Genomic DNA, 26,874 nt, shown 5'->3' on the forward strand with positions numbered 1-26,874 from the left:
CGATTCGATCTATCCTCCCGTCTGCAGCACAGCGGCGGCACTGCCGCGCACCCCCACGACACCGCACCCAAGGAGCCCAAATGGCCCTCTCGATGTATGACGTTTCGATCCCGCCGTTCATCCGCGCACTGAGCAATCTATCGGCGATTCTTGAAAAGGGCGCTGCCCACGCCAAGGCGCAGGGGATCGACGAATCCGAGCTGATTCAGACGCGTCTGATTGCCGACATGGACGCGCTGCCCGCCCAGGTGCAGCGCGCCAGTGATTCCGCCAAGGGCTGCGCCGCGCGGCTGGCCGGGATCGAGATTCCGTCCTACGCCGATACCGAGGCGACGTTCCCCGAGCTGCAGGAGCGCATCGCCAAGACCATCGGTTTCCTGAAGTCGATCCGCCCCGAGCAGCTGGAGGGCAGCGACACGCGCACCGTGGAACTCAAGCTCCGCAATGGCCCGGTCACCTTCGACGGCAAAAGCTACCTGCTGGGCTTCGCGCTGCCGAACTTCTACTTCCACGTGACCACCGCCTACGACCTGCTGCGCCACAAGGGCGTGCAGATCGGCAAGATGGACTTCCTCGGCGCGCCGCGCTGATTGCCGGCGTCAGTCCCAGTCGTTAGTCCCAGTCGTCAGTCCCATTGCGGCGCGAAGGCGGGGTTGGCCAGCCGCTCGCCCCGGTCCAGCGCGGCAATCTCGGCCATCTCGCCGGCTGTCAGCGTGAGCCGCGCCGCCGCGAGATTGCTCTCAAGGTTGGCGCGCCGGGTGGACGACGGAATCACCGCATAGCCCTGTTGCATCAGCCACGCCAGCGCCACCTGCGCCGGCGTGGCGTCTCGCACGGCGGCAATCCGGCGTAGTACGGCATCCTCCATCACCTTGCCGTAGGCCAGCGGCATATAGGCCGTCAGGTGAATCCCCTGTTCGCGCATGAACCCCGCCACCTTGCGGTTCTGCAGGAAGGGATGCAGTTCGATCTGGTTCGTGGCGATGGCCGGCGCGCCAATGGCGTCGATGGCTTGCTTCAGGTGCCCGATGGTGAAATTCGACACGCCAATCGCACGCGTCAGCCCGGCGGCCTGGGCCTGCGCCAGCGCTTCCATGTACTCGGCCACCGGCAACGCGTCGCCCGGCGACGGCCAATGGATCAGCGTCAGATCGACCCGATCAAGCTTCAGTTTCTCAAGACTCGTCTCAAGGCTGGCGCGCAAGGCGTCGCGGCCCAGGTGCTCGGTCCAGATCTTGGTCGTCACGAACAGGTCGTCACGCGCCACGCCGCTGGCGGCAATCGCGCGGCCTACTTCGGCCTCGTTGCCGTAGATCTGGGCCGTGTCGATGTGGCGATAGCCCACCTCCAGCCCCATCGTCACGGAATCGATGACCTGCTGGTCCTTGAGTCGGAAGGTGCCAAGGCCAAGTTGCGGAATCTGCATGAAGTTCTCCGATGAAAGGAAGGTTGGCAAAAATCAATGAGACATCGCCCCGGCCGGCACATTGCCCGCACGGGGATCGATGCCGGCGGCGCGGTCCAGCCGGCCGCTCCATTCGGTCAGGCCCAGCGCCACGAGCACCACCAGCGCGCCGATCCACGGCGTATGCATCAGCCCCAGATGCTGGACGATCAGCCCGCCCGCCCACGCCGCCCCGGCAATGCCGAGATTGAACGCGGCGATATTGAGGCCGGACGCCACGTCCACGGCCTGCGGCGTATGGCGCTCCGCCTGCTTCACCACGTAGACCTGCAAGCCCGGCACATTGCCGAAGGCAACCGCGCCCCAGGCCAGCACCGTGGCCACCACCAGCCAGCGGTGCGGCGCGGTGAAGGTCAGCACGAACAGCACGGCGGCGAGTAGGAGAAATACGATGCGCAGCGCTGGAATCGGGCCATGCCGATCCGCCAGCCGGCCACCCCAGATATTGCCCACCGCCACGGACACGCCATACACCAGCATCACCAGCCCCACGGCGCCGGCGCTGAAGCCCGAGACGTCCTGCAGGATCGGGGCAAGGAAGGTGAACGGAATGAACGATCCGCCGTAGCCGATGGCCGTTTTCGCATAAACCAGCAGTAGCCGCGGCTCGGCCAGTACCCGCGCCTGCTGCAACAGCGAGGCGGGCGGGGAATGGCGGATCTGCGAGGGCACGAACAGCAGGCTGCCGATAAAGGCGATCACGCCGAGACCGGACACGGCCAGGAAGGTCTCGCGCCAGCCAAAATGCTGGCCGATGAATGTCCCAAGCGGCACGCCGGTCACCAGTGCCACGGTCAGGCCGGTAAACATGATGGCGATGGCGCTCGCGGCGCGCTCCTTTGGCACCAGGCCGGTGGCGATGGTCGAGCCGATCGAGAAGAACACGCCATGCGCGAGGCCGGTAAGAATGCGCGCCATGATCAGCGATTCATAGCTCGGCGCCTTCCACGCCAGCAGGTTGCCGGCGGTGAACAGCGCCATCAGGGAGAGCAGCAGCAGCTTGCGGGGCAGGCGGCCGGTGAGGGCGGTCAGCACTGGCGCGCCGACAGCCACGCCCAGTGCGTACAGGCTCACCAGCAGGCCGGCGGACGGCACCGAGATGTGCAGGTCCGCCGCGATGGTCGGAATCAGGCCGACGATCACGAATTCCGTCGTCCCGATGGCAAAGGCGCTGATCGTTAGCGCCAGCAAGGCAATAGGCATGTCGAACATCCTCAAGCAGGTTTTTTCGATGGACGCAGTGTGCCGCGTGCTTTCTTGCAGAAAAACCCCGTGATCAGCCAAAGATATTTGACTAAAATTCAAGGATGAAACTGACGCTAGAAGAATTGCTCGCCTTTGCGACCGTGGTGGATAGCGGCTCGATCACCGCCGCTGCGGAGCAGCTCGACCAGACCGTCTCCGGGGTCAGCCGGGCGCTGTCCCGGCTGGAGGAGAAGCTGGAAACCACGCTGCTGCGCCGGACCACGCGGCGGCTGGAGTTGACCGAGGAGGGCGCGGCGATGCTCGCCCACGCGCGCCAGATCCTGGCGGCGGCAGATCTGGCCGAGGAGCAGATGGCGCTGCGCCGCCAGCGGCCGGCGGGGCGGCTGCGCGTGAACGCGGCGTCGCCGTTCATGCTGCACGTGGTGGTGCCGCTGGTCGGCGCCTTCCGCGCGGCTTACCCGGAAATCGAGCTCGAACTGAATACCAACGACCAGATCATCGATCTGCTCGAACACCGCACCGACGTGGCGATCCGTATCGGCACGCTGCGCGATTCCACGCTGCACGCGCGGGCGCTGGGCAGCAACCGCATCCGCGTGCTGGCCAGTCCCGATTACCTGAATGCGCGTGGCACCCCGGCCACCGTGGCCGAGCTTGGCGATCACACCTTGCTTGGTTTCACCCAGCCGGAGTCGTTGAATCGCTGGCCGCTGCGGGGCGAGAATGGCGCGGAAGTGGAGATTCGTCCGCAAATCTCGGCGTCGAGCGGCGAGACGCTACGGCAGCTGGCGCTGGCCGGGCAGGGCATCGTCAGCCTGGCCGATTTCATGACCGATGCCGACCGGCGCGCGGGCCGGCTGGTGCAGGTGCTGAAGGGCAGTACGATCGAGGTCCGGCAGCCGATCCACGCCGTTTACTACCTCAACACGCAGCTATCGGCCCGTATTGCCGTGTTCCTGGACTTCCTGCAGGAGCGGCTGGCGCCTTAGGCGGCCATCAGCGGAGCAGGGTGCGCCTTAGCGAAAACCCTAGTCCCTTGCTATACTAATGGGTTGCTCGTCGCTACCCCACATAATGACTTACGCCGTCAAGGAAATCTTCTACACGCTGCAGGGCGAAGGCGCCAACGCCGGCCGCGCTGCGGTGTTCTGCCGTTTCTCGGGTTGCAACCTGTGGACCGGCCGCGAAGAAGACCGGGCGCGCGCGGTCTGCCAGTTCTGTGACACAGACTTCGTCGGCACGGACGGCACGCGCGGCGGCAAGTACAAAACCGCCGAGGAGTTGGCGGCCGTGGTGGCCTCGGAATGGCCCCAGGGCCCTGGCAGCGCCGGCGGCAAGCCGCTCGTGGTCTGCACCGGCGGCGAGCCGCTGCTCCAGCTGGACGCGCCGCTGATCGACGCGCTGCACGCGCAGGGCTTCGAGATCGCCATCGAGACCAACGGCACGCTGCCCGTGCCGGACGGCATCGACTGGGTCTGCGTGAGCCCGAAGATGGGCGCGGATCTCGTGGTGACGCGCGGCGACGAACTCAAGGTTGTCATCCCGCAGGACGGCCAGGACTTCGCGGCATACGAGCAGCTGGATTTTCGCTATTTCATGGTGCAAGCCATGGATGGCCCGCTGGCCCGGCAGAATACGGCCGCGGCGGTGGAATTCTGCCAGCGCCACCCGCGCTGGCGCCTGTCGCTGCAGACCCACAAGCTGCTTGGCATTCGCTGATCCATGACCAAACAAGTCTCCATCACCCGTCGCCTGGAGTTCGATTCCGGCCACCGTATCCCTAGCCATGGCGGCCAGTGCCGCAACATTCATGGCCACCGCTACCGCCTGGACCTGACCCTGTCGGGCGAAGTCCTGCACAAGGAAGGCGCCTCCGACGACGGCATGATCCTCGACTTCGGCGACATCAAGACGCTCGCCAACGAGCATCTGGTCTCGAAGTGGGACCACGCCTTCCTGATCTACCGGGGCGATACGGCGCTGCTGAACTTCCTCCAGTCGATGGAAAACCACAAGACCGTGGTGCTCGAGTCCATTCCCACGGTGGAGAACCTTGCCCAGGTGGCGTTCGACATCCTCGCGCCCGTGTTCAAGGACTGCTTTGGCCACCATCTGCAACTGACCCGCCTCGTGCTGTTCGAAACGCCGAACTGCTGGGCCGAAGTTAGCGCGCCGGTACGCCTGCCCGCGCAGGACTGATCCGGGCCGATGTCCGATCCGATGTCCGATCTGCTGCCCCAGACCTTCCCCGATCCCGACGCGCGCGACCGTTTCTACATGGCCGCCGCGCTGGAAGAGGCGCGTCTGGCCGAAGCAGCGGGCGAGGTGCCGGTGGGCGCTGTGGTGGTCTGGAACGACAGGATCATCGCGCGCGGCCACAACCTGCCGATCCGCTCGATGGACCCGTCCGCCCACGCCGAGATGCAGGCGCTGCGCGCCGCCGCCCAGGTGCTCGGCAACTACCGCATGCCCGAGTGCGAGCTGTATGTGACGTTAGAGCCCTGTGCGATGTGCTCGGGCGCCATCCTCCACGCCCGCCTGCGCCACGTGGTCTTCGGTGCGACCGACCCCAAGACCGGCGCGGCCGGCAGTGTGGTGGACCTGTTCGCGCAGGCCACGCTCAATCATCAGACCACGGTGGCCCGGGGGGTGATGGCCGACGAATGCGGCCAGATGCTGCGCGATTTCTTTGGCGCGCGGCGCCGTGCGCAGAAGTCGGCACGCGTTAAAATCGCGGCTCCAGATTCTGGTGCAGAGAATTAAGGTCCATGAGCAGCCAATCGATCGAAGTCCGCCTGATTGCGTCTTCCGGTTACCCCCATGATGTGGCGATTGCGGCACGTGGCTGCGCCTGGCTCAAGCATCACGGCTATCACGTGGGCAACCCCGACGTGCTGGCCCGCCGCTACCTGCGCTTCGGCGGTACGGACGCCGAACGGCTGGCCGACCTGCACGCCATCGGCACCGGTGCGCAGCGCGAACTGACGCTGGCCGTGCGCGGCGGCTACGGGCTGGGGCGGCTGCTCGGCAAGATCGATTTCGCGCGGATTGCCGACCAGGCGCGCGCCAGCGGCACGCCCATCGTCGGGCATAGCGATTTCACGGGGTTTCAGCTTGCCTACCTCGCCGCCACCGGGGGCGTGACGTTTGCCGGCCCGATGCTGCTGGCCGACTTCGGCGCCGAACCGGTGGACGCGTTCATGTGGCAGCACTTCGAGGCTATCCTGCGCGACCCGGCCTACACCGTGACGGTGGAGGCCCCACAGGCGCTGGCACGCCCCGTGGCCGTGGACGGCACGTTCTGGGGCGGCAACCTCGCCATGCTGTGCAGCCTGCTTGGCACCCCCTACATGCCGAAGATCGACGGCGGCATCCTGTTTCTCGAGGACATCAACGAGCCGCCGTACCGCATCGAGCGGATGCTGCTGCAACTGGCGCAGGCCGGCGTGCTGGCCCGCCAGCAGGCACTGGTGCTGGGCGATTTCTCCAATTACCGCACCACGGACTACGACAACGGCTACGACATGGACGCCGTGTTCGACTACGTGCGTGCCGAAGTCGGCATTCCGGTGCTGACCGGCCTGCCGTTCGGCCACTGCCCGCGCAAGCTGACGCTGCCGGTGGGCGCGCAGGCCCGCCTGACCGCCCAGGCGGACGGCTTCACGCTGGCCCTGTCCGGCTACCCGACGCTGTAACCGTCACAACGCGCCGCGCCCGCCGGTAATCGCCCGAGCAATCCCCGCTAGCGGCCCGCGAGTGGTAAAATCTCCGGTTATTTCCGCATTTTTGCCAGGCCGGACGCGCTGATGGGCAGGTCTTCCACGCGATCCCCCAACCCTGGCAGGCCCGGGCCCGCCCGGGCGGCGCAGGCGCCCCGCGCAGCCTCCCTCTACGCACCCATACGCATTCAAAGGTTCCAGACGTGCTTTCTACCGCAAACATCACCATGCAGTTCGGCCCCAAGCCGCTGTTCGAGAACATCACGGTCAAGTTCGGTGAAGGCAACCGCTACGGCCTGATCGGCGCGAACGGCTGCGGCAAGTCCACCTTCATGAAGATCCTTGGCAGCGACCTCGATCCCTCGTCGGGCCAGGTCATGCTGGAGCCGGGCGTGCGCCTGGGCAAGCTGCGCCAGGACCAGTTCGGCTATGAAGACAACCGCGTGCTGGACGTGGTGATGATGGGCCATACCGAGATGTGGGCCGCCGCGAGCGAGCGCGACGCCATCTACGCCAATCCGGAAGCCACGGATGAGGACTACATGAAGGCGGCCGAGCTGGAAGCCCGCTACGCCGAGTTCGACGGCTACACCGCCGAGGCGCGTGCCGGCGAACTGCTGCTGGGCGTGGGCATTCCCACCAGCCAGCACCAGGGCCCGATGAGCGACATCGCCCCCGGCTGGAAGCTGCGCGTGCTGCTGGCCCAGGCGCTGTTCTCGAATCCGGACGTGCTGCTGCTCGACGAACCGACCAACAACCTGGACATCAACACCATCCGCTGGCTGGAAGACGTGCTCAACGAGCGCAATTCCACGATGATCATCATCTCCCACGATCGACATTTCCTGAATTCGGTGTGCACGCACATGGCCGATATGGACTACGGCACGCTGAAGGTCTACCCGGGCAACTACGACGACTACATGGAAGCGTCGATGCAGGCCCGCGAGCGCCAGCTGGCCGCCAACGCGCGTGCCAAGGAGCGCATCACGGAACTGCAGGACTTCGTGCGCCGCTTCTCGGCCAACAAGTCCAAGGCCCGCCAGGCCACGTCGCGTGCGAAGCAGATCGACAAGATCAAGGTGGAGGACATCAAGCCGTCGTCGCGCCAGAACCCGTTCGTGCGCTTCGAGTTCGAGAAGAAGCTGCATAACCTGGCGGTGGAGGTGGAGGGCATCACCAAGACCTACGACCGCAAGATCATCAACAACCTGACGCTGGCGATCCAGGCCGGCGAGCGCGTGGCGATCATCGGCGAGAACGGCGCCGGCAAGACCACGCTGCTGCGCAGCCTGCTGAACAATATTGTCCAGACTGGCGTGCAGCGCGGCGTGGAAGTGGACCGCGGCGAAGTGAAGTGGGCCGAGAACGCCAACGTTGGCTACATGCCGCAGGACACGTACGAAGAATTCCCGGTGGACCGCGACGTGATGGACTGGATGAGCCAGTGGACGCAGGCCGGCGACGACGACCAGTCGCTGCGCGGCACGCTGGGCCGGCTGCTGTTCTCGGCCGACGATATCAAGAAGAACGTCAAGGTGCTGTCCGGTGGCGAGAAGGGCCGCATGATCTGGGGCAAGCTGATGCTGGGCCGCCACAACGTGCTGGCCATGGACGAGCCGACCAACCACATGGACATGGAGTCGATCGAGTCGCTGCAGATCGCCCTGGACAAGTTCACCGGCACCCTGATCTTTGTTTCGCACGACCGCGAACTGATCAACGGCCTGGCCACGCGTGTGATCGAAGTCCGCACGGACGGCACGATCACCGACTACCTCGGCACGTACGACGAGTACCTGGAGTCGCAGGGTATCGCGGCTTAAAGGAACTCCGAGCCGGAACACCGAGCCGGAACGCCCCTCTCCCATGGGGGAGGGGCGTTGTTCTTACCTGGCGGCCACCCCCTGCGCCGCCAGCATCGCATCCAGCTGGTCCAGAATCGCCCTTGCGGTGATCTCTCCCTTGGCCTTCTGCAAGGCCGCGGCCAGTGCCTCGCGCAACGCGGCCAGTTCGGCCACCGTTCCCGCCTTTTCCACCTTCACCTGCAAGACGTAGCCGCGCAATCCAAGATGATTGCCGATCACATCGGTATAGAAGTGGTAAAGCTGCTTGTAGCCGTCCGCGCCGCCCACTGCTACCGGCGTCGGGGCGATGGCGGTATCGGCGAGCACGTCGTCGAGTCCCTTGCCGAGTGCCGAATACGCCGCAAACAGATTGGTGTCCGGCGGGCCAGAGCGGGCCGGGCGTTGTGTGGTGGCGGTTACCGGCGGGGCAACGGGTTTGGCCGCTTCCGAGGCATCCGCCACCACCAGCCCCAGTTCCACCAGCGTGTCCAGCGCTTCCTCCCCGACCCCCATCCCGCCCACCTGCGCCAGCAACGCCGATTTGCGGCGTTCGCCATTCACGATAAGCAGCAGCGCGCGCAGCTTGTGATCGAGCTTTCGGGCACGTGTGCGAATCTCCTCCTGACCTGCCTCCGTCTTCTGAAAGACCGGATCGACCATGTCTCGCTCCTCTTTTCTTTGTTTTCGATGGGCGGCATGCGCCCGGAATCAAACAAAATCCGAGTTGGCATTCCGCTCTACAATGTGAGGCACCCTAAAAGTAACAAAAAATTGCAACCGCCGATTCACCTATCGAGAACTGTGGCCATGCAACAACGAGACAAACTTTTCATCAACGGCAAGTGGATTCAGCCCCATGGCAGCGGGCTGATCGATGTGGTTCATTCCGCCACCGAGGCGGTAATGGGCAAGATTCCCGAGGGCGACGCCCGGGATGCCGAGGACGCCATCGCCGCCGCGCGGGCCGCCTTCGACGGCTGGTCCAACACGCCGCCGGCCGTGCGCGCCGGCTATATCCGCAAGATCGCCGAAGGGCTCAAGGACCGTACCGAGGAACTGGCGCAGCTGATTGCCGGCGAAGTGGGCATGCCGATCAAGCTGGCGCGGGCCATCCAGGTGGGCGGGCCGGTCTATAACTGGGGCCAGGCCGCCTCGCTGCTGGAGCAGTTCCAGTTCGAGGAACAGGTCGGCAATTCGCTGGTGGTGCGCGAGCCCGTGGGCGTGGTGGCCGCGATCACGCCGTGGAACTACCCGCTGAACCAGATCACGCTGAAGGTGGCGCCGGCGCTGGCCGCCGGCTGCACCGTGGTGCTCAAGCCGTCCGAGGTGGCGCCGCTGAACGCCTTTGTGCTGGCCGAGGTGATCGAGGCCGCCGGCCTGCCGCCGGGCGTGTTCAACCTCGTCACCGGCTATGGCCCGATCGTGGGCGAAGTGCTGGCGAGCCACCCCGAAGTGGATATGGTGTCGTTCACCGGCAGCACGCGCGCCGGCAAACGCGTGTCCGAGCTGGCCGCGCAGTCGGTCAAGCGCGTGGCGCTGGAGCTGGGCGGCAAGTCCGCCTCGGTGATCCTGGACGACGCGGACCTGCCGCAGGCCGTCAAGGGCACCATCAACGCCTGCTTCCTGAACTCGGGCCAGACCTGCTCGGCCCATACCCGCATGCTGGTGCCGCGCGCCCGCTACGACGAGGTCAAGGCCATCGTCGCGAAGGTGGTGGAGAACTTCACGCTTGGCGACCCGCTGGCGGAGACCACGCGTCTCGGCCCGCTGATCTCGGCCGTGCAGAAGGAGCGCGTGACGGGCTATATCCGGCGCGGGCTGGAGGAGGGCGCCGAACTGCTGGCCGGCGGCCCGGATGCCCCCGAGGGGCTCGGCAAGGGCTTCTTCGTGAAGCCGACGGTGCTCGGCAACGTTGATCCGAAGGCGACCGTGGCGCAGGAGGAGATCTTCGGCCCGGTGTTGACCGTAATCTGCTATGACACCGAGGAAGACGCCGTGCGCATCGCCAATGACAGCGTCTACGGACTCGGCGGCGGGGTGTGGTCTGGCGACGAGGCCCGCGCGATCCGCGTGGCACGGCGCATCCGCACCGGTCAGGTGGACATCAACGGCGGCCCGTTCAACATGAACGCGCCGTTCGGCGGCTTCAAGCAGTCCGGCAACGGGCGCGAGGCCGGCAAGTACGGACTCGAGGAATTCCTCGAATACAAGTCGCTGCAACTGAAGAAGCCCGCCTGACGGGCGCTTCCTGGCGTTGCATCGCATGCCCGGCACGTCCGGGCATTTTTTTCTGGCGCCGGAATCTGCGATGCTTCGCTCTTTGATGGATCCCAATCGAACCCGATCGAACCAATCGAACCAATCGATCCCAATATTTCGGAGGAATACGATGCGCTGGTGGAAACGGCTCGGCGGCTGGCTGCTCTCGCTCCTGTTGCTGCTGGTGACGGGCGCCGTGGGCGGCTATGCCTGGTATCGTCAGGCTTCGCAGCCGGATACGGCCGGCACGCTGATCCTGCCCGGCCTGCATGACCGCGTGGTGGTGGTGCGGGACCGCAACGCCGTGCCGCACATCCAGGCCGCCCATGCGCTGGACGCCTACTACGCGCTCGGCTACGTCCACGCGCAGGACCGGCTCTGGCAGATGCAGATGAACAAGCGCGTGGTGGCGGGCCGGCTGGCGGAAATCCTCGGCCCGGGCGCGCTGGACACCGACCGCTTCCTGCGCACGCTGGGAGTGCGGCGCAATGCCGAGGCCATCCTCGCCCAGACTTCCCCCGAGACCCGCGCCGCGCTGCAAGCCTATGCCGATGGCGTGAACGCGTTCATCGACACGCGCAAGTCCGCGCTGCCGCCCGAGTTCCTGATCCTCGGCACCAAGCCGGAGCACTGGGAGCCCGCCGACACGCTCGGCTGGCAGACCATGATGGCGTGGGATCTGGGCGGCAACTGGACGCAGGAAGTGCTGCGCATGGGGTTGGCCCAGCAGCTGCCCACGTCCCGCATTGCCGAGATCCTCGCTCCCTATCCGGGCGACCCACCGCTGCGCACCATGGACTACGCGGCCTTCTATCGCCATCTCGCGCCCGTGGCCACGGCCATGGCGAGCGTGGTGGAGCGGGCGCCGGCAGGCTATGTAGAGGGGATGGGATCGAACAACTGGGTGGTCTCCGGCGCCCACACGGTCAGCGGCAAGCCCTTGCTGGCCAATGATCCGCACCTGGGGCTGCAGGCGCCGTCACTCTGGTATTTCGCCCAGATGCAGGCGCCGGGGCTCGATGTGACCGGCGCCACGCTGCCCGGCATTCCGCTGGTCGTGCTCGGCCATAACGCGCGCATTGCCTGGGGTTTCACCAATACCGCGCCGGACGTGCAGGACCTCTATATAGAAAGGATCGATCCGGCGCACCCCACCCGCTACCAGACGCCGGACGGCTGGGCGGAGTTCGAGACCCGCACCGAGACCATCCGCGTGAAGGGGGCCCCGGACGTGGCCCTGACCGTCCGGGCCACGCGCCACGGCCCGGTGCTGTCCGACGTGGCCGAGCCGCTGACCATTGCCGCCAAGCCGCTGGGCGCCCAGTACGTGGTGGCGTTCCAGTGGACCGCGCTGCGCCCGGACGACAAGACCTTCGAAGGCGGCCTGAAGCTGGCCGCCGCGCGCGACTGGAACACCTTCCTGGCGGCGATGCGCGACCTCCACGCGCCGCAGCAGAACATCGTCTATGCCGATGTGGACGGCAATATCGGCTATATCGCGCCGGGCCGCGTGCCGCTGCGCCGGGCGGACAACGACCTGAAGGGCCTCGCGCCGGCGCCGGGGTGGGATGCGCGCTACGACTGGACCGGCTTCGTGCCGTTCGACGCGCTGCCGCGCCGCTTCAACCCGCCGGACGGCATGATCGTGACGGCCAACCAGAAGATCGTGGCCGACGACTACCCGTACTTCATCACCAGCGAGTGGACCGTGCCGTACCGCCACGACCGCATCCGCGCGCTGCTGGAGGCCACGCCGCGCCATACGCCGGACAGCTTCGCCGCCATTCAGAAGGACGTGGTCTCGCTGGCCGTGCGCGATGCCTTGCCACTGCTGCTGGCCGCCCCCGTGGCCAGCGACGCCAAGCGCCCGGACCGCGAGCGCGCCCTGTTCGAGGCCCTGCGCAAGTGGGACGCCACCATGGCGGCAGACCGCGCCGAGCCGCTGGTCGCCACCGCATGGCTGCGCGAGTTGTCGCGCCTGCTGTTCGAAGACAAGCTGGACGAGACCCAGTTCAACCGGCTCTGGGACCAGCGCAACGTGCAGTTGCCGATGCTCAACGCGCTGCGTGCCCCGCGCGGCGCCGGTGCGTTCTGGTGCGACAACACCCGTACGCCGGCGCACGAGACCTGCGCCGAAACCATCGGCCTGGCCTGGCAGCGCGCCATCGCCGACCTGGACGCCCGCTATGGCAGCAATCCGGAAACATGGCGCTGGGGCCAGGCCCATACCGCGCGCGCCGAGCACAAGCCGTTCGGCAAAGTTTCGTACTTGTCAGGTTTTTTTAACGTGCGCGTGCCGACCGGCGGTGATACGTATACGGTGGATGTCGGCCGCCACAGCCTGCGTGACGAGGCCGCACCTTTCGAGAGCGTACATGCGGCCAGCCTGCGCGCGATCTATGACCTTTCAGATTTGTCCCATTCCCGCTTCATGACGTCGACGGGACAATCGGGCAATGCCTTGTCTCCGCACTACCGCGACTGGACCGAGCGGTGGGCGGCGGTACAGTTCATTACGATTGGCGCGCCACGCCGCAATCCCGGCGGCGACGCGTTCGACACACTGGTGCTCCGGCCAGCCGGCGCACCCTAAGCTTCAGGAGAGTTGACGATGACCGAGACCCGACGCCGCACCGACGTAATCCAGCATGTGCCGTTCGAGCATGCCGGCGTGATTGCCAATGCCGTGCGCGACCGCGGGCACGAGATCCGCGTGTTCCAGGCCGGCGTGGACGACCTGACGCTGGTCGCGGCCGATCCGGCGGACCTGCTGGTGGTGCTGGGCGGGCCGATCGGCGTCTATGAAACCGAGGCCTATCCGTGGCTGGAGGCCGAGATCGCGGTCATCCGCGAGCGGCTCGGCACGCGGCGGCCCATGATCGGCGCCTGCCTGGGCGCGCAGTTGATCGCGGCGGCGTCTGGCGCGCGCGTCTATCCGGGCACGCGCGAGATTGGCTGGGGGCCGGTCACGCCGACCGAAGCCGGCCTGCGCTCGCCGCTCGCGGCCCTGGCGGACGCGGACTGGCAGGTGCTGCACTGGCACGGCGATACCTTCGACCTGCCGGCCGGCGCCGAACTGCTGGCCTCCACCGCCGGCACGCCGCACCAGGCGTATGCGATCGGCCAGCACGTGCTGGCGCTGCAATTCCACCCCGAGGTGCTGCCCGGCGACATCGAGACCTGGCTGATCGGCCATACGGTGGAACTGGCCAAGGCCGGCATCGACCCGCGCACCATCCGCCGCCGTACGGCCGAGATCGGCGCCACTGTGGCGGCCGCCGGGGAACGCATGTTCATGCGCTGGCTCGACGAGGCCGGGCTGTGACGGTGCAGGTCATCGACATCGCCATTGATGCCTTGCTCGCCGGCAAGGTGCGCCCATTCGGCCCGAAGGCAGTGCCAAGCGGCATCGACAAGCAGTTGCAGGACGGCCCGCTGCGCGTGACCACGCGCGGGCTGGCCGGGGACGAGCAGGGCGATCCGCGCCATCACGGCGGCCCGGAAAAGGCCATTCACCACTATCCGCGCGACCATTACCCGGCCTGGGCGGCCGAACTGGCCGCAGAGGAGGGCGTGACCGTGACCGATGTACTGTCGCGCCCTGGTGCCTTCGGCGAAAACCTGAGCACCCGGGGTTTGACGGAGGCGGACGTGTGCATTGGCGACCAGTTCCGGCTCGGCTCGGCGCTGGTGGAGGTCTCGCAGGCGCGACAGCCATGCTGGAAGCTCAATCACCGCTTTGGCTACGCGGGCATGTCGCGCGCGGTGCAGCAGAGCCAGCGCACGGGCTGGTACTACCGGGTGGTCGAGGAGGGCGAGGTACGCGCCGGGGACCGGCTGGTGCTGGCCGCGCGGCCCTATCCGCAATGGACCCTGCAGCGGCTGCTGCACGTGCTCTATGTCGACCGGCTCAACCACGCGGCGCTGGCCGAGATGGCGGAACTGGCGCCGCTGGCGGAAAGCTGGCGAAAACTCGCCCGCGAGCGCGTGGCGCGGCGCGAAGTCGAGGATATGGAGAAGCGGCTGACCGGGGTCATCCCCGGATCCCTCAGCCCTGGCTGAAGCGGCGCGCGGTGCCCTCGCGCGTGATGCGGTCCCAGATCACCTGCTTTTCGGCATCGGAGTAGAACACCCAGTTACTGACCTCGGCGGCGGTGCGGCCGCAACCCTGGCAGATCTCATCGAACAAGGTGGAGCAGATGCCGATGCAGGGGCTGTCGGGCCGGTCGCTGAGGCCCTGGGCTTCGGTAATGTCGGACGGTTCGGCAGGCATGCAGAGGCGGGGCGGGAACGGCAGGAACGATTGGGGGGCCATTATACCGGCCGACGCCCCGGCGGCTGGGTGTGCTGCCGGAGGCTCAGGACGTTCAACTACCCATCAGGTCATTGAGCGAATGGGCAGCGCCGGCTACGCTGGGTGGAATCGAATTCGTCCCATGCCGTATGTTCTGGAGCCTTGCCATGCCTGAATCGACCGTGGACCCGCGTCTGGCCGCGATGGTGGCGTCCGTGCTGATGGAATCGCCGGTGGCGCGCACGCTGGGCATCCGCCTGGATGCGCTGGCGGTAGACCGCGTGGAACTGGTGCTGCCGTTCAGCCCGAACAACGTCACGGTGCGCAAGGTCGTGCATGGCGGGGTGATCGCCACGCTGATCGACGTGGCTGGCGCCGCGGCTGCGTTCTCGAACGTGGATCTGGAGGTGGTACGCGGCGGCGCCACCGGGGCGCTGTCGATCCAGTATCTGGCGCCCGCCGATGGCGTGGCCTTGCGCGCGGTGGCGGAGGTGATCCGCCGGGGCAAGCGGCAGGTGTCGCTCGAGGTATCGGTCTACGCCGACGGCGCCGACGAGGGGCCGCTGGTGGCCAAGGCGCTGATGACCACGGCGCTGTTTTGAGGGGGCAGTGAGGATGCCCCCTCCCGCAAGCAGGAAGGGGCGGGGGACATCAATACTTCCAGAACATCTGCTGCAGCGCCTTCGGGTCGTTGGTCTTGGTCAGCGCCAGCGCCATCAGGATGCGAGCCTTTTGCGGGAGTTGGTCGTCGGTGACGATCCAGTCGTACTTGTCGTCCGGCTGCTCGGCGTTGCGCACCACCACGCCGCTGCCCGTGCGCGAGGCGCGCACGATCTGCACGCCCTTGGCGCGGGCCGCCTTGAGCGGCTCCACCATGTAGTCGCCCACGCTGCCGTTGCCGGTGGCGGCATAGACGATGGCCTTGGCGCCATTCTTCACCGCCGCGTCGATGCTGGCCGGGTTCACGTTGCCGTAGGCGTAGACCACGGCCACTTCGGGCAGCTTGTCGATCTTGTCGATGTCGAACTCGGTCTGCGTGGTGTGCGGGCGGGCCAGCGTGCGGTAGTACAGCGTGCGGCCTTCCACCACATAGCCGAGCGGGCCGAACGGCGAGCGGAAGGTCTCGGTCTTGAACGTGTTGGTCTTGGTCACGTCACGGCCGGTGTGGATCTCGTCGTTGAGCACCACCAGCGTGCCCTTGCCGCGCGACTCGGGCCGGGAGGCCACCAGCACCGCGTCATACAGGTTCAGCGCGCCATCGGCGCCCAGCGCCGTACCCGGCCGCATCGAGCCGACTACCACCACCGGCTTGTCGCTCTTGAGCGTGAGGTTCAGGAAGTACGACGTTTCCTCGATGGTGTCGGTGCCGTGCGTGATGACGATGCCATCCACATCCGGCTGCTTCAGCAGTTCGGACACGCGCTTGGCCAGCTTCAGCAGGCGCTCGTTGTTGAAGCTTTCCGAGCCGATCTGGAAGATCTGCTCGCCCTTGACGTTGGCGACCTTCGAGATCTCGGGCACCGAGGCGATGATCTTGTCCACCGGCACCACGGCCGACTGGTAGGCCGCCGTGTTGGTGGCCGATGCGCCGGCGCCGGCGATGGTGCCGCCCGTGCCGATGATGACCACATTGGCCTTGCGCGCCTCGGCGGGGGCGGCAGCGGTGGTGGCCGGGGCCGCGCCCGGGGCCGGAGCCAGTTGCGCATGGGCCAGGCCGGACATCAGCCCGGCGGACAGCAGCAGTGCGGCGATGGGTGTTGCCATCGGCTTGACAAGCGATTTCAGGCAGGCAGTACGTTGCATGATGCTCCTCATGTCGGCAGGTTCGGGCGTCTTGTGGAAGCGCCGCCCCGTGTCTTCGATTCATGGATACCGTCCGGCGTCGGACGGAGCGAGCACTATACCCACCGGCGCGGGTTGCGTCGACAACTGCCGCGCCAGTGAGATAGCCCGCAAACGTATGCCCCATAAGACAAAGCGGCATCCTACCCGGGGGGAAGGATGCCGCTTTTTAGAGGAATTACGAGTCCGGGACGAGTCGGGCGAAAGGATCAGAAAGCGTCGCCCGGCACGCGCACCCAGCCTTCCATCAGCACGCGTGCGCTGCGGCTCATGATGGCCTTGGTGACGGTCCACTGGCCGTCGGCCTGGCTGGCCTGCGCGCCCACCCGCAGCGTGCCGGACGGATGCCCGAAGCGCACGGCCTCGCGCTCGCCGCCGCCGGCTGCGAGGTTGACCAGCGTGCCCGGCACCGCCGCCGCCGTGCCGATAGCCACCGCCGCCGTGCCCATCATGGCGTGGTGCAGTTTGCCCATCGACAGCGCGCGCACCAGCAGGTCCACGTCGCCGGCGTTGACGGCCTTGCCGCTGGACGCCGTGTACGTGGCCGGCCGCGCCACGAACGCCACCTTCGGCGTGTGCTGGCGCCGCGCGGCTTCGTCGATGTCACGGATCAGCCCCATGCGCTTTGCACCGTACGCCCGGATGGTCTCGAACATCGCCAGCGCCTTCGGGTCGCCGTTGATGGCGTCCTGCAGCTCCGTGCCGGTGTAGCCGATGGCGTCGGCATCGACAAAAATCGTCGGAATGCCGGCGTTGATCATCGTTGCCTTGAGCGTGCCCACGCCGGGCACTTCCAGGTCATCGACGAGGTTGCCGGTCGGGAACATCGCGCCGCCGCCATCCTCGCCTTCCTCGGCGGGGTCCATGAACTCCAGTTGCACCTCGGCGGCCGGGAAGGTCACCCCGTCCAGCTCGAAATCACCGGTTTCCTGCACCGCGCCGTCCGTCACCGGCACGTGCGCGACGATGGTCTTGCCGATATTGGCCTGCCAGATCCGCACGGTGACCACGCCGCTGCCGCTGCGCGGGATGCGTGCGGCATCGATAAAGCCGTTGCTGATGGCAAACGGCCCCACGGCGGCGGAGAGGTTGCCGCAGTTGCCGCTCCAGTCGATGAACGGCTGGTCGATCGACACCTGGCCGAACAGGTAGTCCACGTCGTGGTCCGGCCGCGTGCTGGCACTGATGATGACCGTCTTGCTGGTGCTCGACGTGGCTGCGCCCATGCCGTCGATCTGCTTGCCGTACGGGTCCGGGCTGCCGATGACGCGCATCAGCAGCTTGTCACGCGCCGCGCCGGGCACGCGCGCGGCCTCGGGCAGGTCCTGCAGGCGGAAAAAGACGCCCTTGCTGGTGCCGCCACGCATGTAGGTGGCGGGAATCTTGACTTGCGCTACGTGAGTCATGCTTCGTCCAGTTTCCGGTGAATTCCCATCAAGCTGCGGCACGCGCCGATTCCAGGAAGTCCTGCGCAAACCGTTGCAGCACGCCGCCGGCCTCGTAGATCGACACTTCCTCGGCGGTGTCCAGCCGGCACTGCACGGGTACATCCACGCGCTCGCCGTTCTTGCGATGGATCACCAGCGTCAGCTCCGCGCGCGGCTTGCGGGCGCCGACGATGTCGAACGTCTCGGTGCCGTCCAGGCCCAGCGAGGTGCGGTTCACCCCCGGCTTGAACTCCACCGGCAGCACGCCCATGCCAATCAGGTTGGTACGGTGAATGCGCTCGAAGCCCTCGGCCACGATGGCCTCAACGCCGGCCAGCCGCACGCCCTTGGCCGCCCAGTCACGCGACGACCCCTGGCCATAGTCGGCCCCGGCCACCACGATCAGCGGCTGCTTGCGCTCCATATAGGTCTCGATGGCTTCCCACATGCGCACAACCTTGCCTTCCGGCTCGATCCGCGTCAGCGAACCCTTCTTGATCGCGCCATCCACCACCGCCATCTCGTTGATGAGCGTGGGGTTGGCGAAGGTGGCGCGCTGGGCGGTCAGGTGGTCGCCCCGGTGCGTGGCGTACGAGTTGAAGTCTTCCTCGGGCAGGCCCATCTTCGCCAGGTACTCGCCGGCCGCGCTGTTCAGCATGATGGCGTTCGACGGCGACAGGTGGTCCGTGGTGATGTTGTCACCGAGCACTGCCAGCGGCCGCATGCCCCGCAGCGTACGCTCGCCGGCCAGCGCGCCTTCCCAGTACGGCGGACGGCGGATGTAGGTGCTCTGGGCGCGCCAGTCGTAGAGCGGGCTCACGGCCTCGCCCTGGTCCACCGAGATGGCGAACATCGGCTCGTACACCTTGCGGAACTGCTCCGGCTTCACGCTCTTGGCGACGATTTCGTCGATTTCCTCGTCGCTCGGCCAGATGTCCTTCAGGTAGACCGGCTTGCCGTCGGCGTCCTTGCCCAGCGCGTCGCGTTCGATGTCGAAGCGGATCGTGCCGGCGATGGCGTAGGCCACCACCAGCGGCGGCGAGGCCAGGAACGCCTGCTTGGCGTACGGGTGGATGCGGCCGTCGAAGTTGCGGTTGCCGGACAGCACTGCCGTGGCGTACAGGTCGCGGTCGACGATCTCCTTCTGGATCACCGGATCGAGCGCGCCGGACATGCCGTTGCAGGTGGTGCAGGCGAAGGCGACGATGCCGAAGCCGAGCTTTTCGAGGTCCGGCAGCAGCTTGGCTTCCTCGAGATAGAGTTCGACGGCTTTCGAGCCCGGCGCCAGCGACGACTTGACCCACGGCTTGCGCGTCAGCCCGCGCGCGTTGGCGTTGCGAGCCAGAAGTGCCGCCGCAATCACGTTGCGCGGGTTGCTGGTATTGGTGCAGCTGGTAATGGCGGCGATGATGACCGCGCCATCGGGCATTTGGCCCGGCACGTCGTCCCAATGCCCGGCGATGCCGCGCGCGGCCAGGTCGGACGTCGGCAGCCGCTTGTGCGGGTTCGACGGGCCGGCCATGTTGCGGACTACGGTGGACAGGTCGAAATGCAGCGTGCGCTCGTACTCGGCGTTGGCCAGCGAGTCCGCCCACAGGCCGGCGGTCCTGGCGTAGGTTTCCACCAGCGCGACCTGCGCGTCCTCGCGGCCGGTCAGGCGCAGGTAGGACAGCGTCTGCTCGTCGATATAGAACATCGCGGCCGTGGCGCCGTACTCGGGGGCCATGTTCGAGATGGTCGCGCGATCGCCCAATGTGAGGCTTGAGGCACCTTCGCCGCGGAATTCCAGATAGGCGCCGACCACCTTCTCCTTGCGCAGGAACTCGGTCAGGGCCAGCACGATGTCGGTGGCGGTAATGCCGGGCTGGCGCTTGCCGGACAACTCCACGCCGACGATGTCAGGCAGGCGCATCCACGACGCGCGGCCCAGCATCACGTTTTCGGCCTCCAGGCCGCCCACGCCAATGGCGATCACGCCCAGCGCGTCCACGTGCGGCGTGTGGCTGTCAGTGCCGACCACGGTATCGGGGTAGGCCACGCCCTGTTCGGCGTGGATCACCGGCGACATCCGCTCCAGATTGATCTGGTGCATGATGCCGTTGCCCGGCGGGATGACGTCCACATTGCGGAACGCCTTCTTGGTCCAGTTGATGAAATCGAAACGGTCTTCGTTGCGCCGGTCTTCGATGGCGCGGTTCTTGGTGAACGCATCGGGATCGAAGCCGCCGCATTCCACGGCGAGCGAGTGATCGACGATCAGTTGCACCGGCACCACCGGGTTGACCAGCGCGGGGTCGCCGCCCTGGTCGGCAATGGCGTCGCGCAGGCCGGCCAGGTCCACCAGCGCGGTCTGGCCCAGGATGTCGTGGCAGACCACGCGCGCGGGGAACCATGGGAAGTCCAGCTCGCGCTTGCGCTCGATCAATTGTTGCAGCGAGGCGGTCAGCGTGGCCGGGTCGCAGCGGCGCACGAGGTTCTCGGCCAGCACGCGCGAGGTGTAGGGCAGCTTGTCATAGGCGCCCGGCTGGATGGCTTCCACGGCGGCGCGCGCGTCGAAGTAGTCCAGTTTGGTGCCGGGCAGCGGCTTGCGGAAGGCAGTGTTCATGGCGTGGGGTAGTTATGGAGCGTCCGTGGCGGGCGGCGCGGGGCAGGGCGCCCCGCGCGGCACCGGTCAGCGCTTCTCGATCGGCACGAACTTGAGGTTCTCGGGCCCCGTGTAGTTGGCGCTCGGGCGGATGATCTTGTTGTCGATCCGCTGCTCGATGATGTGCGCGGCCCAGCCCGAGGTGCGGGCGATGACGAACAGCGGCGTGAACATCGCCGTCGGCACGCCCATCATGTGGTAGCTCACGGCGCTGAACCAGTCGAGGTTCGGGAACATCTTCTTGGCGTCCCACATCACCGTTTCCAGGCGCTCGGCGATGCTGAACATCTTGGTCGAGCCGGCGTCCTTCGACAGCTTGCGCGCCACTTCCTTGATCACCTGGTTGCGCGGGTCGCCGGTGGTGTACACCGGGTGGCCGAAGCCGATCACGACTTCCTTGTTCTCCACGCGGCGGCGCACGTCGGCCTCGGCTTCGTCCGGGGTGTCGTAGCGCTTCTGGATCTCGAACGCCACTTCATTGGCGCCGCCATGCTTCGGGCCGCGCAGTGCGCCGATGGCGCCGCAGATCGACGAATGCATGTCCGAGCCCGTGCCGGCAATCACGCGGGCCGTGAAGGTGGAGGCGTTGAACTCGTGCTCCGCGTAGAGGATCAGCGAGGTCTGCATCGCGCGTTCCCACAGCTTGGACGGCGCCTTGCCGTGCAGCAGGTGCAGGAAGTGGGCGCCGATGGAATCATCGTCCGTCTCCACCTCGATGCGGCGGCCGTTGTGGCTGTAGTGATACCAGTACAGCAGCATCGAGCCGAGGCTGGCCATCAGCTGGTCCGCGATGTCGCGCGCGCCCGGCGTGTTGTGGTCGTCCTTCTCGGGCAGCACGTTGCCGAGGACCGACACGCCCGTGCGCATCACATCCATCGGGTGGGCGCTGGCCGGTACCCATTCCAGCGCGGCCTTGACGTTGGCGGGCAGGCCGCGCAGGGACTTCAGCTTGGCCTTGTAGGCGGCCAGTTCGGACTTGGTCGGCAGCTTGCCGTGCACCAGCAGATGGGCGATTTCCTCGAATTCGCAGGTATCGGCGATGTCCAGGATGTCGTAGCCGCGATAGTGCAGGTCATTGCCGCTGCGGCCCACGGTGCAAAGCGCGGTATTCCCCGCGGTCACGCCGGACAGGGCGACGGACTTCTTGGGCTTGGGCGTGGCGAGCGGTTGAGCTTCGGACATTGTGGGTCTCCTTGTTGGTCTGGGTGCTGATTGGTGCAGATGGGTGCAGATAGTGGTAGGTCGATGCGGATGGTGTCGCGCGGAATGGCTTACTTGGCCTTGCCCTGCGCGAACAGCGCGTCGAGCTTCTGCTCGTAATCATGGTAGCCGATGCGCTCGTACAGTTCGGCGCGGGTCTGCATGGTGCTGACCACGTTCTTTTGCGTGCCGTCCCGGCGGATCGCCTCGTACACGTTCTCGGCGGCCTTGTTCATGGCGCGGAACGCGGAGAGCGGGTAGAGCGACATCGCCACGCCCACGCTGCGCAGGTCGTCGAGCGTGAAATACGGGGTGGCGCCGAATTCGGTCAGGTTGGCCAGCACCGGCACCTTCACGGCATCGACAAAACGGCGGTACATGTCGAGGTCGGTCATGGCTTCGGGGAAGATGGCGTCGGCGCCGGCTTCCGCGCAGGCCACGGCACGTTCGATGGCCTTGTCGAGGCCTTCCACGGCCAGCGCGTCGGTGCGGGCCATGATGACGAAATTCTCGTCCGTGCGGGCATCGACGGCGGCCTTGATGCGGTCGACCATTTCGCCCTGGGTGACGATTTCCTTGCCCGGACGGTGGCCGCAGCGCTTGGCGCCGACCTGGTCCTCGATGTGCATCGCGGCGGCACCGAACTTGATCAGCGAGCGCGTGGTGCGGGCCACGTTGAAGGCCGAGGCGCCGAAGCCGGTATCCACGTCCACCAGCAGCGGGGTGTCGCAGACATCGGTAATGCGGCGGATGTCGGTCAGCACGTCATCCAGGTTGGAGATGCCCAGGTCGGGCAGGCCGAGCGAGCCCGCGGCCACGCCGCCACCGGACAGGTAGATGGCGCGATAACCCGCGCGCTTGGCCAGCAGCGCGTGATTGGCGTTGATGGTGCCGGGAATCTGCAGCGGGCTTTCGTCGGCCAGGGCCTGGCGGAAGCGGGCGCCAGCGGAGCGGGCGAGTTCGGAGGCGGAATAGGTCATGGGCGTGTGCTTGGAATGTTCTGGAATCTCATTGAGAGCGGCCAGATAGAGCGCAAGGGGTGTGCCATGCGAACGCGGGTGTTCCGAAACGATCGTGCAAAAATGGATATATGCTGTTAAATCATCGTGTTATGTCGATGAATTAAACCATTCTGGCAGCTATTGCATCGGCGTTTGCGTCACATTCACATTTCAACTTTGAAATGCAAGGTGTTCAGAGTTGAAAGATTCCACCAGCCGGCGCACAATGCAGACCGACTATACGCCGTTCCCATCATGAGTCTCCTGCCTTCCTCCGCGCCCCTCCACGCGCCCGCCATGCCGGCCGGTGGCCGTCCCCGGATCTGGGCGATGGGCATCAGCCGTCTCTCGCGGGCCTTCGCCGAATTGATCCCGGCCTACGCGGCCCGGGCGGAGTTCCGCATCGTTGGGCGGGCCTTCGAGGCCGCCGCCAGTGCCATCAACCGCGAGGCGCGCGAGGGGCGTGTCGATGTGGTGGTGGCGGGCGGCTCCAACGGCGCCTATCTGCGCCAGCATGTGGATGTACCCGTGGTGCTGGTCAAGGTGACCGGCTTCGACGTGATGAGCGCGCTGGCCACGGCGCGTCGTATTTCGCCGAAGGTGGCGCTGGTCACCCATGCCTCAACCTACGCCGAAGTCGACGAATTCGTGAGCGCGTTCTCGCTCGACATCCCCCGCTACACCTATCTGACCGAGGATGACGCCACCGCGCGCGTGCGGGCGCTCAAGGAAGAGGGCATCCGCGTGGTGGTGGGGCCGGGCATGGTGACCGACCTGGCCGACAAGTACGGCCTGATGGGCGTTTTCCTATATTCGGGCAATGCGGTGCGGCTGGCGCTGGAGGATGCCATCGAGGCGGCGCGGCTGCGGCGCATCGAATCCACCCGGCGCGACTATGTGAATACGATCCTGGCCCACCTGAACGAAGGCGTGGCCGCCGTGGACACCGAAGGCCGCGTGCAGGCGTTCAATCCGGCCATGGAGCGGTTCCTCGGCACCCCGACCGGCGTGGCCGTGGGGCGCAAGCTGTCCACGCTGGCGCCGGGCCTCGCGCTCGACGCGGTGATGGAAAGCGGCACGCGCGAGCTGGAGGCCATCCACCGGCTGGGCGACCGCATGGTGGTGGTCAACCGCATCCCCATCGTCGGGGAAGCCGGCACCACGGGCGCGGTGCTGACGATTCAGGATGCCAACGCGATCCATCGCGCCGACCGCAACCTGCGCTCGCGCGCCCGCGCCCGGCCGGCCGGGGTGCGCTACAGCCTCGACGACCTGGCCGGCGCCTCCCCGGCAATGAGCGACCTGCGCGCGCTGGCACGGCGCTACGCGCTGGTCGATTCCACGGTGCTGGTTGGCGGCGAGAGCGGCACCGGCAAGGAAGTGCTGGCGCAGGGCATGCACGACGCCAGCCCGCGCCGCGCCTTCCCGTTCATCGCGGTGAACTGCGCGGCATTTCCGGAATCGCTGCTGGAATCCGAACTGTTCGGCTACGAGGAAGGCGCGTTCACCGGCGCGCGGCGCGGCGGCAAGGCGGGCCTGTTCGAATCGGCCCACAACGGCACGCTGTTCCTCGACGAGGTGGGCGACATGCCGCCGGCGCTGCAAACCCGCCTGCTGCGCGTGCTGCAGGAAAAGCAGGTGCTGCCGATTGGCGGCATCGAGGCTGTGCCGATCAATGTGCGCGTGATTGCCGCCACGCACCGTGACCTCGCCGCGCGGGTGCGCGAGGGCACCTTCCGCCAGGATCTCTATTACCGGCTCAACATCCTGCGCATAGAAATGCCGCCGCTGCGCGAGCGCGTGGCCGATCTGCCCGATCTCGCCGAACTGCTATACCGGCGCGCGCAGGAGCGGCTTGGCACCCAGTCCCCGCAACGCCTGCCCGCGATGGTGCGGGAGCGCCTCACCCGCTATGCCTGGCCCGGCAATATCCGCGAGCTGGAGAACGTGACGGAGCGGATTGCCGTGCTGGTGGCCGGCGCGGAACTCCAGCCGGCGGCGTTGCAGCGTGAGTTGCAGGCGGCGGTACCGGAGCTGTTTTCTTCGGAGAACGGCGAGGGGGTGGCCAGGGGGCCAAGGGCGCCAAAGGTGCCGATCGAGATGGAGATGGCGATGCTGACCGCGCCATCGGAAGAGAGCCGCTCGCTGGCCGGCGTGGCCAAGGCGAGTCAGGCGGAGCACATCCGCCGGGTGCTGGCCGAGTGCGGCGGCAACCGCACCGCCGCCTGCGCCCAGCTTGGCATCAGTGCTACCACGCTCTGGCGCCGGCTGCGGGAAGGCTGAGCGATGATCCGATCGGCCCATCCGAAGATGAATTTTTTCAATTAACCGCCGGGATTTCGCCCCACCACCGAAAGTTGGGCTGGCAGGGCCGGCGGTCGGCGTTAGTTCGCCGTAGTCAGCCCTGGTCAGACATCGTCCGCCAGCCGGACGCCGGTGAACTGCCAGCGCTGGTGCGGATAGAAAAAGTTGCGATAGCTCGCCCGGATATGGGATTCCGGCGTCACGCAGGAGCCGCCGCGCAGCACCATCTGGCTGCTCATGAACTTGCCGTTGTATTCGCCCACCGCGCCCGCGCTCGGGCGGAAACCGGGGTAGGGCAGGAAGGCGCTGGCGGTCCACTCCCAGACATCGCCGAACATCTGGCGCAGCGCGCCAGACGTGTTCTGCCGGTCGGGCAATGGCCGCAGCGTGCGGCCTTCCACGAAATTGCCGGTCGCCGGCAGGTTGCGCGCCGCGTGCTCCCATTCGGCCTCGGTCGGCAGCCGGCGCTCGGCCCAGCGCGCGAAGGCATCCGCCTCGAAGAAGCTCACGTGCGTGACCGGGCTGTCCGCGTCCACCGGCTGCATGCCGCGCAGCGTCATCTGCCACCACGTGCCGTCGCGCTCCTCCCAGTACAGCGGCGCCTGAATGGCGTTGTCGCAGACCCAGCGCCAGCCATCGGACAGCCACAGCCCAGCCGTCTGGTAGCCGCCGTCCTCGATAAATTCGAACCATTGATGATTGCTGACCGGATGCGATGACAGTGCATACGGCTGCAGCAATACGTTGTGGCGCGGGGTTTCGCAATCGAACGCGAAATCGTCGCCGGCATGGCCGATGGCCACCACGCCGCCCGAGAACTTCAGCCATTCCGGCGCCGGGCGCGGATCGGCGATGACGGGCGCGGTCAGCTCGGGCGCATACGCCGGACGCAGCGGATTCTGCGCGAACAGATGCAGGATGTCGGTCAGCAGCAGTTCCTGGTGCTGTTGCTCGTGATTGAGCCCGAGCGTGACCAGCGCGGCTTCCGCGTCGGTCTGGGCGTCGGTCAGCAGGGAGAGCATGGATTCGTCCACCGCCTCCCGGTAGGCCAGGATCTCGTCCAGCGATGGCCGCGTCAGCAACCCCCGGCGCGGACGCGGATGCCGCGCGCCGACTGCCTCGTAATAGGAATTGAACAGGTAGCGGTACTGCGGATCCACCGGCTCGTAGTCCGGGATGCGCGCAGCCAGCACGAATTCCTCGAAGAACCACGTGGTATGGGCCAGATGCCATTTGGCAGGACTGGCGTCGTCCATGGATTGCACGGTCGCGTCAGCGTCGGAAATATCCGCCACCATGGCTTCCGTGGCGGCGCGCACGTGCCGGTACTGGCCGAGCAGGGCGGGCTCGTGCGGCGGGTGATTGGCGGCGGCAGGCAACAGTGCAGAGGTCATGCAGGCTCCCAGGGACGACTTGAATGCGACACGACGGCAGGCCGATGGGAATCGACCCGAATCCGACCCATGATAGACCCGTTCGCCCGGCGGAGCGAGCCGGGGGAAGGTGTGGCGGGCCGTAGGCCGATGCCTACACCCGGGGTCATGCGTGATGCACCGCCGCAAGCCCCGGAGGCAAAAAAAGGGCCGCGCTGAACTGACCCCCTAAAGTTGGACGGGTAAGTTAGGCCGCGGCCAAGGGCTGGGTCCTGTATTGCACAGGACTCAGC

23 protein-coding genes are annotated in these 26,874 nt (G+C 66.8%); 13 read left to right on the plus strand and 10 right to left on the minus strand.

The genetic code is table 11. From position 1 onward, the window contains the following. The first annotated feature begins 80 nt into the window (after positions 1 to 80). Positions 81 to 590, plus strand: coding sequence for a DUF1993 family protein (locus SB751_RS11370; RefSeq protein ID WP_144195111.1), 510 nt, complete (start codon positions 81 to 83; stop codon positions 588 to 590). A gap of 35 nt (positions 591 to 625) precedes the next feature. On the opposite strand, the gene dkgB is transcribed toward SB751_RS11370, so the two are convergent. Together dkgB and SB751_RS11380 are read right to left on the minus strand one after the other, a co-directional pair. Further along, on the minus strand, positions 626 to 1,426 hold the full coding sequence (gene dkgB / locus SB751_RS11375; protein ID WP_144195113.1) for a 2,5-didehydrogluconate reductase DkgB: 801 nt from the start codon (positions 1,424 to 1,426) through the stop codon (positions 626 to 628). Positions 1,427 to 1,459: 33 nt separating this feature from the next. Continuing rightward, positions 1,460 to 2,668 carry an MFS transporter gene (locus tag SB751_RS11380; RefSeq protein ID WP_211943074.1) on the minus strand — a complete coding sequence of 403 codons (1,209 nt, stop codon included), beginning with the start codon at positions 2,666 to 2,668 and terminating at the stop codon, positions 1,460 to 1,462. Positions 2,669 to 2,772: 104 nt separating this feature from the next. Here SB751_RS11380 and SB751_RS11385 point away from each other — a divergent pair, with 104 nt between their 5' ends. The 6 genes from SB751_RS11385 to SB751_RS11410 all read left to right on the plus strand — a co-directional run bounded on the left by SB751_RS11385 (position 2,773) and on the right by SB751_RS11410 (position 8,216). Beyond that, on the plus strand, positions 2,773 to 3,660 hold the full coding sequence (locus SB751_RS11385) for a LysR substrate-binding domain-containing protein (RefSeq protein ID WP_144195117.1): 888 nt from the start codon (positions 2,773 to 2,775) through the stop codon (positions 3,658 to 3,660). Positions 3,661 to 3,745: 85 nt separating this feature from the next. Next, the gene (queE, locus tag SB751_RS11390) at positions 3,746 to 4,390 is read left to right on the plus strand and encodes a 7-carboxy-7-deazaguanine synthase (RefSeq protein ID WP_144195119.1); all 645 of its coding nucleotides are present in this window, start codon (positions 3,746 to 3,748) and stop codon (positions 4,388 to 4,390) included. A 3-nt stretch (positions 4,391 to 4,393) separates the two neighbouring features. After that, positions 4,394 to 4,870: a 6-pyruvoyl trahydropterin synthase family protein gene (locus SB751_RS11395; protein WP_211943072.1), complete on the plus strand. Its 477-nt coding sequence runs from the start codon at positions 4,394 to 4,396 to the stop codon at positions 4,868 to 4,870. 9 nt (positions 4,871 to 4,879) lie between these two features. After that, positions 4,880 to 5,434: a tRNA adenosine(34) deaminase TadA gene (gene tadA, locus SB751_RS11400; protein WP_377731459.1), complete on the plus strand. Its 555-nt coding sequence runs from the start codon at positions 4,880 to 4,882 to the stop codon at positions 5,432 to 5,434. Positions 5,435 to 5,439: 5 nt separating this feature from the next. Beyond that, positions 5,440 to 6,366: a muramoyltetrapeptide carboxypeptidase gene (ldcA, locus tag SB751_RS11405; protein ID WP_211943071.1), complete on the plus strand. Its 927-nt coding sequence runs from the start codon at positions 5,440 to 5,442 to the stop codon at positions 6,364 to 6,366. A 227-nt stretch (positions 6,367 to 6,593) separates the two neighbouring features. Next, a complete protein-coding gene (locus SB751_RS11410) occupies positions 6,594 to 8,216 on the plus strand; it encodes an ABC-F family ATPase (RefSeq protein ID WP_144195123.1) in 1,623 nt (540 codons plus the stop codon). Between the two features lie 63 nt (positions 8,217 to 8,279). On the opposite strand, the gene SB751_RS11415 is transcribed toward SB751_RS11410, so the two are convergent. Further along, complete coding sequence (locus SB751_RS11415; protein ID WP_211943070.1) at positions 8,280 to 8,897, minus strand: hypothetical protein; 618 nt, start codon at positions 8,895 to 8,897, stop codon at positions 8,280 to 8,282. 147 nt (positions 8,898 to 9,044) lie between these two features. Between SB751_RS11415 and SB751_RS11420 the strand changes: the two genes are divergently transcribed. From SB751_RS11420 to SB751_RS11435, 4 genes are all read left to right on the plus strand, one after another. Continuing rightward, on the plus strand, positions 9,045 to 10,475 hold the full coding sequence (locus tag SB751_RS11420; RefSeq protein WP_211943069.1) for an aldehyde dehydrogenase family protein: 1,431 nt from the start codon (positions 9,045 to 9,047) through the stop codon (positions 10,473 to 10,475). A 151-nt stretch (positions 10,476 to 10,626) separates the two neighbouring features. After that, a complete protein-coding gene (locus SB751_RS11425; protein ID WP_410748054.1) occupies positions 10,627 to 13,089 on the plus strand; it encodes a penicillin acylase family protein in 2,463 nt (820 codons plus the stop codon). A gap of 18 nt (positions 13,090 to 13,107) precedes the next feature. Continuing rightward, positions 13,108 to 13,821, plus strand: a complete 714-nt coding sequence (locus tag SB751_RS11430) for a glutamine amidotransferase (protein WP_144195131.1) — start codon at positions 13,108 to 13,110, stop codon at positions 13,819 to 13,821. Beyond that, positions 13,818 to 14,558 (plus strand): MOSC domain-containing protein, encoded by a 741-nt coding sequence (locus SB751_RS11435; RefSeq protein WP_144195133.1) that lies wholly within the window; start codon positions 13,818 to 13,820, stop codon positions 14,556 to 14,558. The genes SB751_RS11430 and SB751_RS11435 overlap by 4 nt, the downstream gene beginning before the upstream one ends. Here SB751_RS11435 and SB751_RS11440 read toward each other — a convergent pair. Further along, on the minus strand, positions 14,545 to 14,769 hold the full coding sequence (locus SB751_RS11440; protein ID WP_144196212.1) for a DUF1289 domain-containing protein: 225 nt from the start codon (positions 14,767 to 14,769) through the stop codon (positions 14,545 to 14,547). The two genes, SB751_RS11435 and SB751_RS11440, sit on opposite strands and share 14 nt — an antisense overlap. A 188-nt stretch (positions 14,770 to 14,957) precedes the next feature. On the opposite strand from SB751_RS11440, the gene SB751_RS11445 reads away from it, so the two are divergent. Beyond that, entirely contained in the window at positions 14,958 to 15,392 is a 435-nt protein-coding gene (locus SB751_RS11445; RefSeq protein WP_144195135.1) for a PaaI family thioesterase, read from the plus strand. A gap of 49 nt (positions 15,393 to 15,441) precedes the next feature. Here SB751_RS11445 and SB751_RS11450 read toward each other — a convergent pair whose 3' ends face one another. The 5 genes from SB751_RS11450 to prpB form a co-directional block, all read right to left on the minus strand. Then, positions 15,442 to 16,593, minus strand: a complete 1,152-nt coding sequence (locus SB751_RS11450; protein ID WP_144195137.1) for an asparaginase — start codon at positions 16,591 to 16,593, stop codon at positions 15,442 to 15,444. A gap of 248 nt (positions 16,594 to 16,841) precedes the next feature. Continuing rightward, a complete protein-coding gene (gene prpF / locus SB751_RS11455; RefSeq protein WP_144195139.1) occupies positions 16,842 to 18,038 on the minus strand; it encodes a 2-methylaconitate cis-trans isomerase PrpF in 1,197 nt (398 codons plus the stop codon). Positions 18,039 to 18,066: 28 nt separating this feature from the next. Beyond that, the gene (gene acnD / locus SB751_RS11460) at positions 18,067 to 20,664 is read right to left on the minus strand and encodes a Fe/S-dependent 2-methylisocitrate dehydratase AcnD (protein WP_144195141.1); all 2,598 of its coding nucleotides are present in this window, start codon (positions 20,662 to 20,664) and stop codon (positions 18,067 to 18,069) included. A gap of 66 nt (positions 20,665 to 20,730) precedes the next feature. Next, positions 20,731 to 21,885 carry a 2-methylcitrate synthase gene (gene prpC, locus SB751_RS11465; RefSeq protein WP_144195143.1) on the minus strand — a complete coding sequence of 385 codons (1,155 nt, stop codon included), beginning with the start codon at positions 21,883 to 21,885 and terminating at the stop codon, positions 20,731 to 20,733. 89 nt (positions 21,886 to 21,974) lie between these two features. Further along, positions 21,975 to 22,883: a methylisocitrate lyase gene (prpB, locus tag SB751_RS11470; RefSeq protein ID WP_144195145.1), complete on the minus strand. Its 909-nt coding sequence runs from the start codon at positions 22,881 to 22,883 to the stop codon at positions 21,975 to 21,977. 351 nt (positions 22,884 to 23,234) lie between these two features. Between prpB and prpR the strand changes: the two genes are divergently transcribed. Then, complete coding sequence (gene prpR, locus SB751_RS11475) at positions 23,235 to 25,187, plus strand: propionate catabolism operon regulatory protein PrpR (protein ID WP_244844661.1); 1,953 nt, start codon at positions 23,235 to 23,237, stop codon at positions 25,185 to 25,187. A gap of 125 nt (positions 25,188 to 25,312) precedes the next feature. Here the strand turns inward: prpR and egtB are convergent, their stop codons facing one another. Further along, on the minus strand, positions 25,313 to 26,602 hold the full coding sequence (egtB, locus tag SB751_RS11480; RefSeq protein WP_144195147.1) for an ergothioneine biosynthesis protein EgtB: 1,290 nt from the start codon (positions 26,600 to 26,602) through the stop codon (positions 25,313 to 25,315). Between the last annotated feature and the right edge of the window lie 272 nt (positions 26,603 to 26,874).

The organism is Cupriavidus sp. SIMBA_020 (genome assembly GCF_046535395.1).
GTDB classification, from domain to species: domain Bacteria; phylum Pseudomonadota; class Gammaproteobacteria; order Burkholderiales; family Burkholderiaceae; genus Cupriavidus; species Cupriavidus campinensis.

Excerpts from the sequence above, each read along its gene's own strand:
- SB751_RS11370 (WP_144195111.1), top strand. The coding sequence starts at position 81 with ATGGCCCTCTCGATGTATGACGTTTCGATCCCGCCGTTCATCCGCGCA.
- dkgB (WP_144195113.1), bottom strand. The coding sequence starts at position 1,426 with ATGCAGATTCCGCAACTTGGCCTTGGCACCTTCCGACTCAAGGACCAG.
- SB751_RS11380 (WP_211943074.1), bottom strand. The coding sequence starts at position 2,668 with ATGCCTATTGCCTTGCTGGCGCTAACGATCAGCGCCTTTGCCATCGGG.
- SB751_RS11385 (WP_144195117.1), top strand. The coding sequence starts at position 2,773 with ATGAAACTGACGCTAGAAGAATTGCTCGCCTTTGCGACCGTGGTGGAT.
- queE (WP_144195119.1), top strand. The coding sequence starts at position 3,746 with ATGACTTACGCCGTCAAGGAAATCTTCTACACGCTGCAGGGCGAAGGC.
- SB751_RS11395 (WP_211943072.1), top strand. The coding sequence starts at position 4,394 with ATGACCAAACAAGTCTCCATCACCCGTCGCCTGGAGTTCGATTCCGGC.
- tadA (WP_377731459.1), top strand. The coding sequence starts at position 4,880 with ATGTCCGATCCGATGTCCGATCTGCTGCCCCAGACCTTCCCCGATCCC.
- ldcA (WP_211943071.1), top strand. The coding sequence starts at position 5,440 with ATGAGCAGCCAATCGATCGAAGTCCGCCTGATTGCGTCTTCCGGTTAC.
- SB751_RS11415 (WP_211943070.1), bottom strand. The coding sequence starts at position 8,897 with ATGGTCGATCCGGTCTTTCAGAAGACGGAGGCAGGTCAGGAGGAGATT.
- SB751_RS11420 (WP_211943069.1), top strand. The coding sequence starts at position 9,045 with ATGCAACAACGAGACAAACTTTTCATCAACGGCAAGTGGATTCAGCCC.
- SB751_RS11425 (WP_410748054.1), top strand. The coding sequence starts at position 10,627 with ATGCGCTGGTGGAAACGGCTCGGCGGCTGGCTGCTCTCGCTCCTGTTG.
- SB751_RS11430 (WP_144195131.1), top strand. The coding sequence starts at position 13,108 with ATGACCGAGACCCGACGCCGCACCGACGTAATCCAGCATGTGCCGTTC.
- SB751_RS11440 (WP_144196212.1), bottom strand. The coding sequence starts at position 14,769 with ATGCCTGCCGAACCGTCCGACATTACCGAAGCCCAGGGCCTCAGCGAC.
- SB751_RS11445 (WP_144195135.1), top strand. The coding sequence starts at position 14,958 with ATGCCTGAATCGACCGTGGACCCGCGTCTGGCCGCGATGGTGGCGTCC.
- SB751_RS11450 (WP_144195137.1), bottom strand. The coding sequence starts at position 16,593 with ATGCAACGTACTGCCTGCCTGAAATCGCTTGTCAAGCCGATGGCAACA.
- prpF (WP_144195139.1), bottom strand. The coding sequence starts at position 18,038 with ATGACTCACGTAGCGCAAGTCAAGATTCCCGCCACCTACATGCGTGGC.
- acnD (WP_144195141.1), bottom strand. The coding sequence starts at position 20,664 with ATGAACACTGCCTTCCGCAAGCCGCTGCCCGGCACCAAACTGGACTAC.
- prpC (WP_144195143.1), bottom strand. The coding sequence starts at position 21,885 with ATGTCCGAAGCTCAACCGCTCGCCACGCCCAAGCCCAAGAAGTCCGTC.
- prpB (WP_144195145.1), bottom strand. The coding sequence starts at position 22,883 with ATGACCTATTCCGCCTCCGAACTCGCCCGCTCCGCTGGCGCCCGCTTC.
- prpR (WP_244844661.1), top strand. The coding sequence starts at position 23,235 with ATGGGCATCAGCCGTCTCTCGCGGGCCTTCGCCGAATTGATCCCGGCC.
- egtB (WP_144195147.1), bottom strand. The coding sequence starts at position 26,602 with ATGACCTCTGCACTGTTGCCTGCCGCCGCCAATCACCCGCCGCACGAG.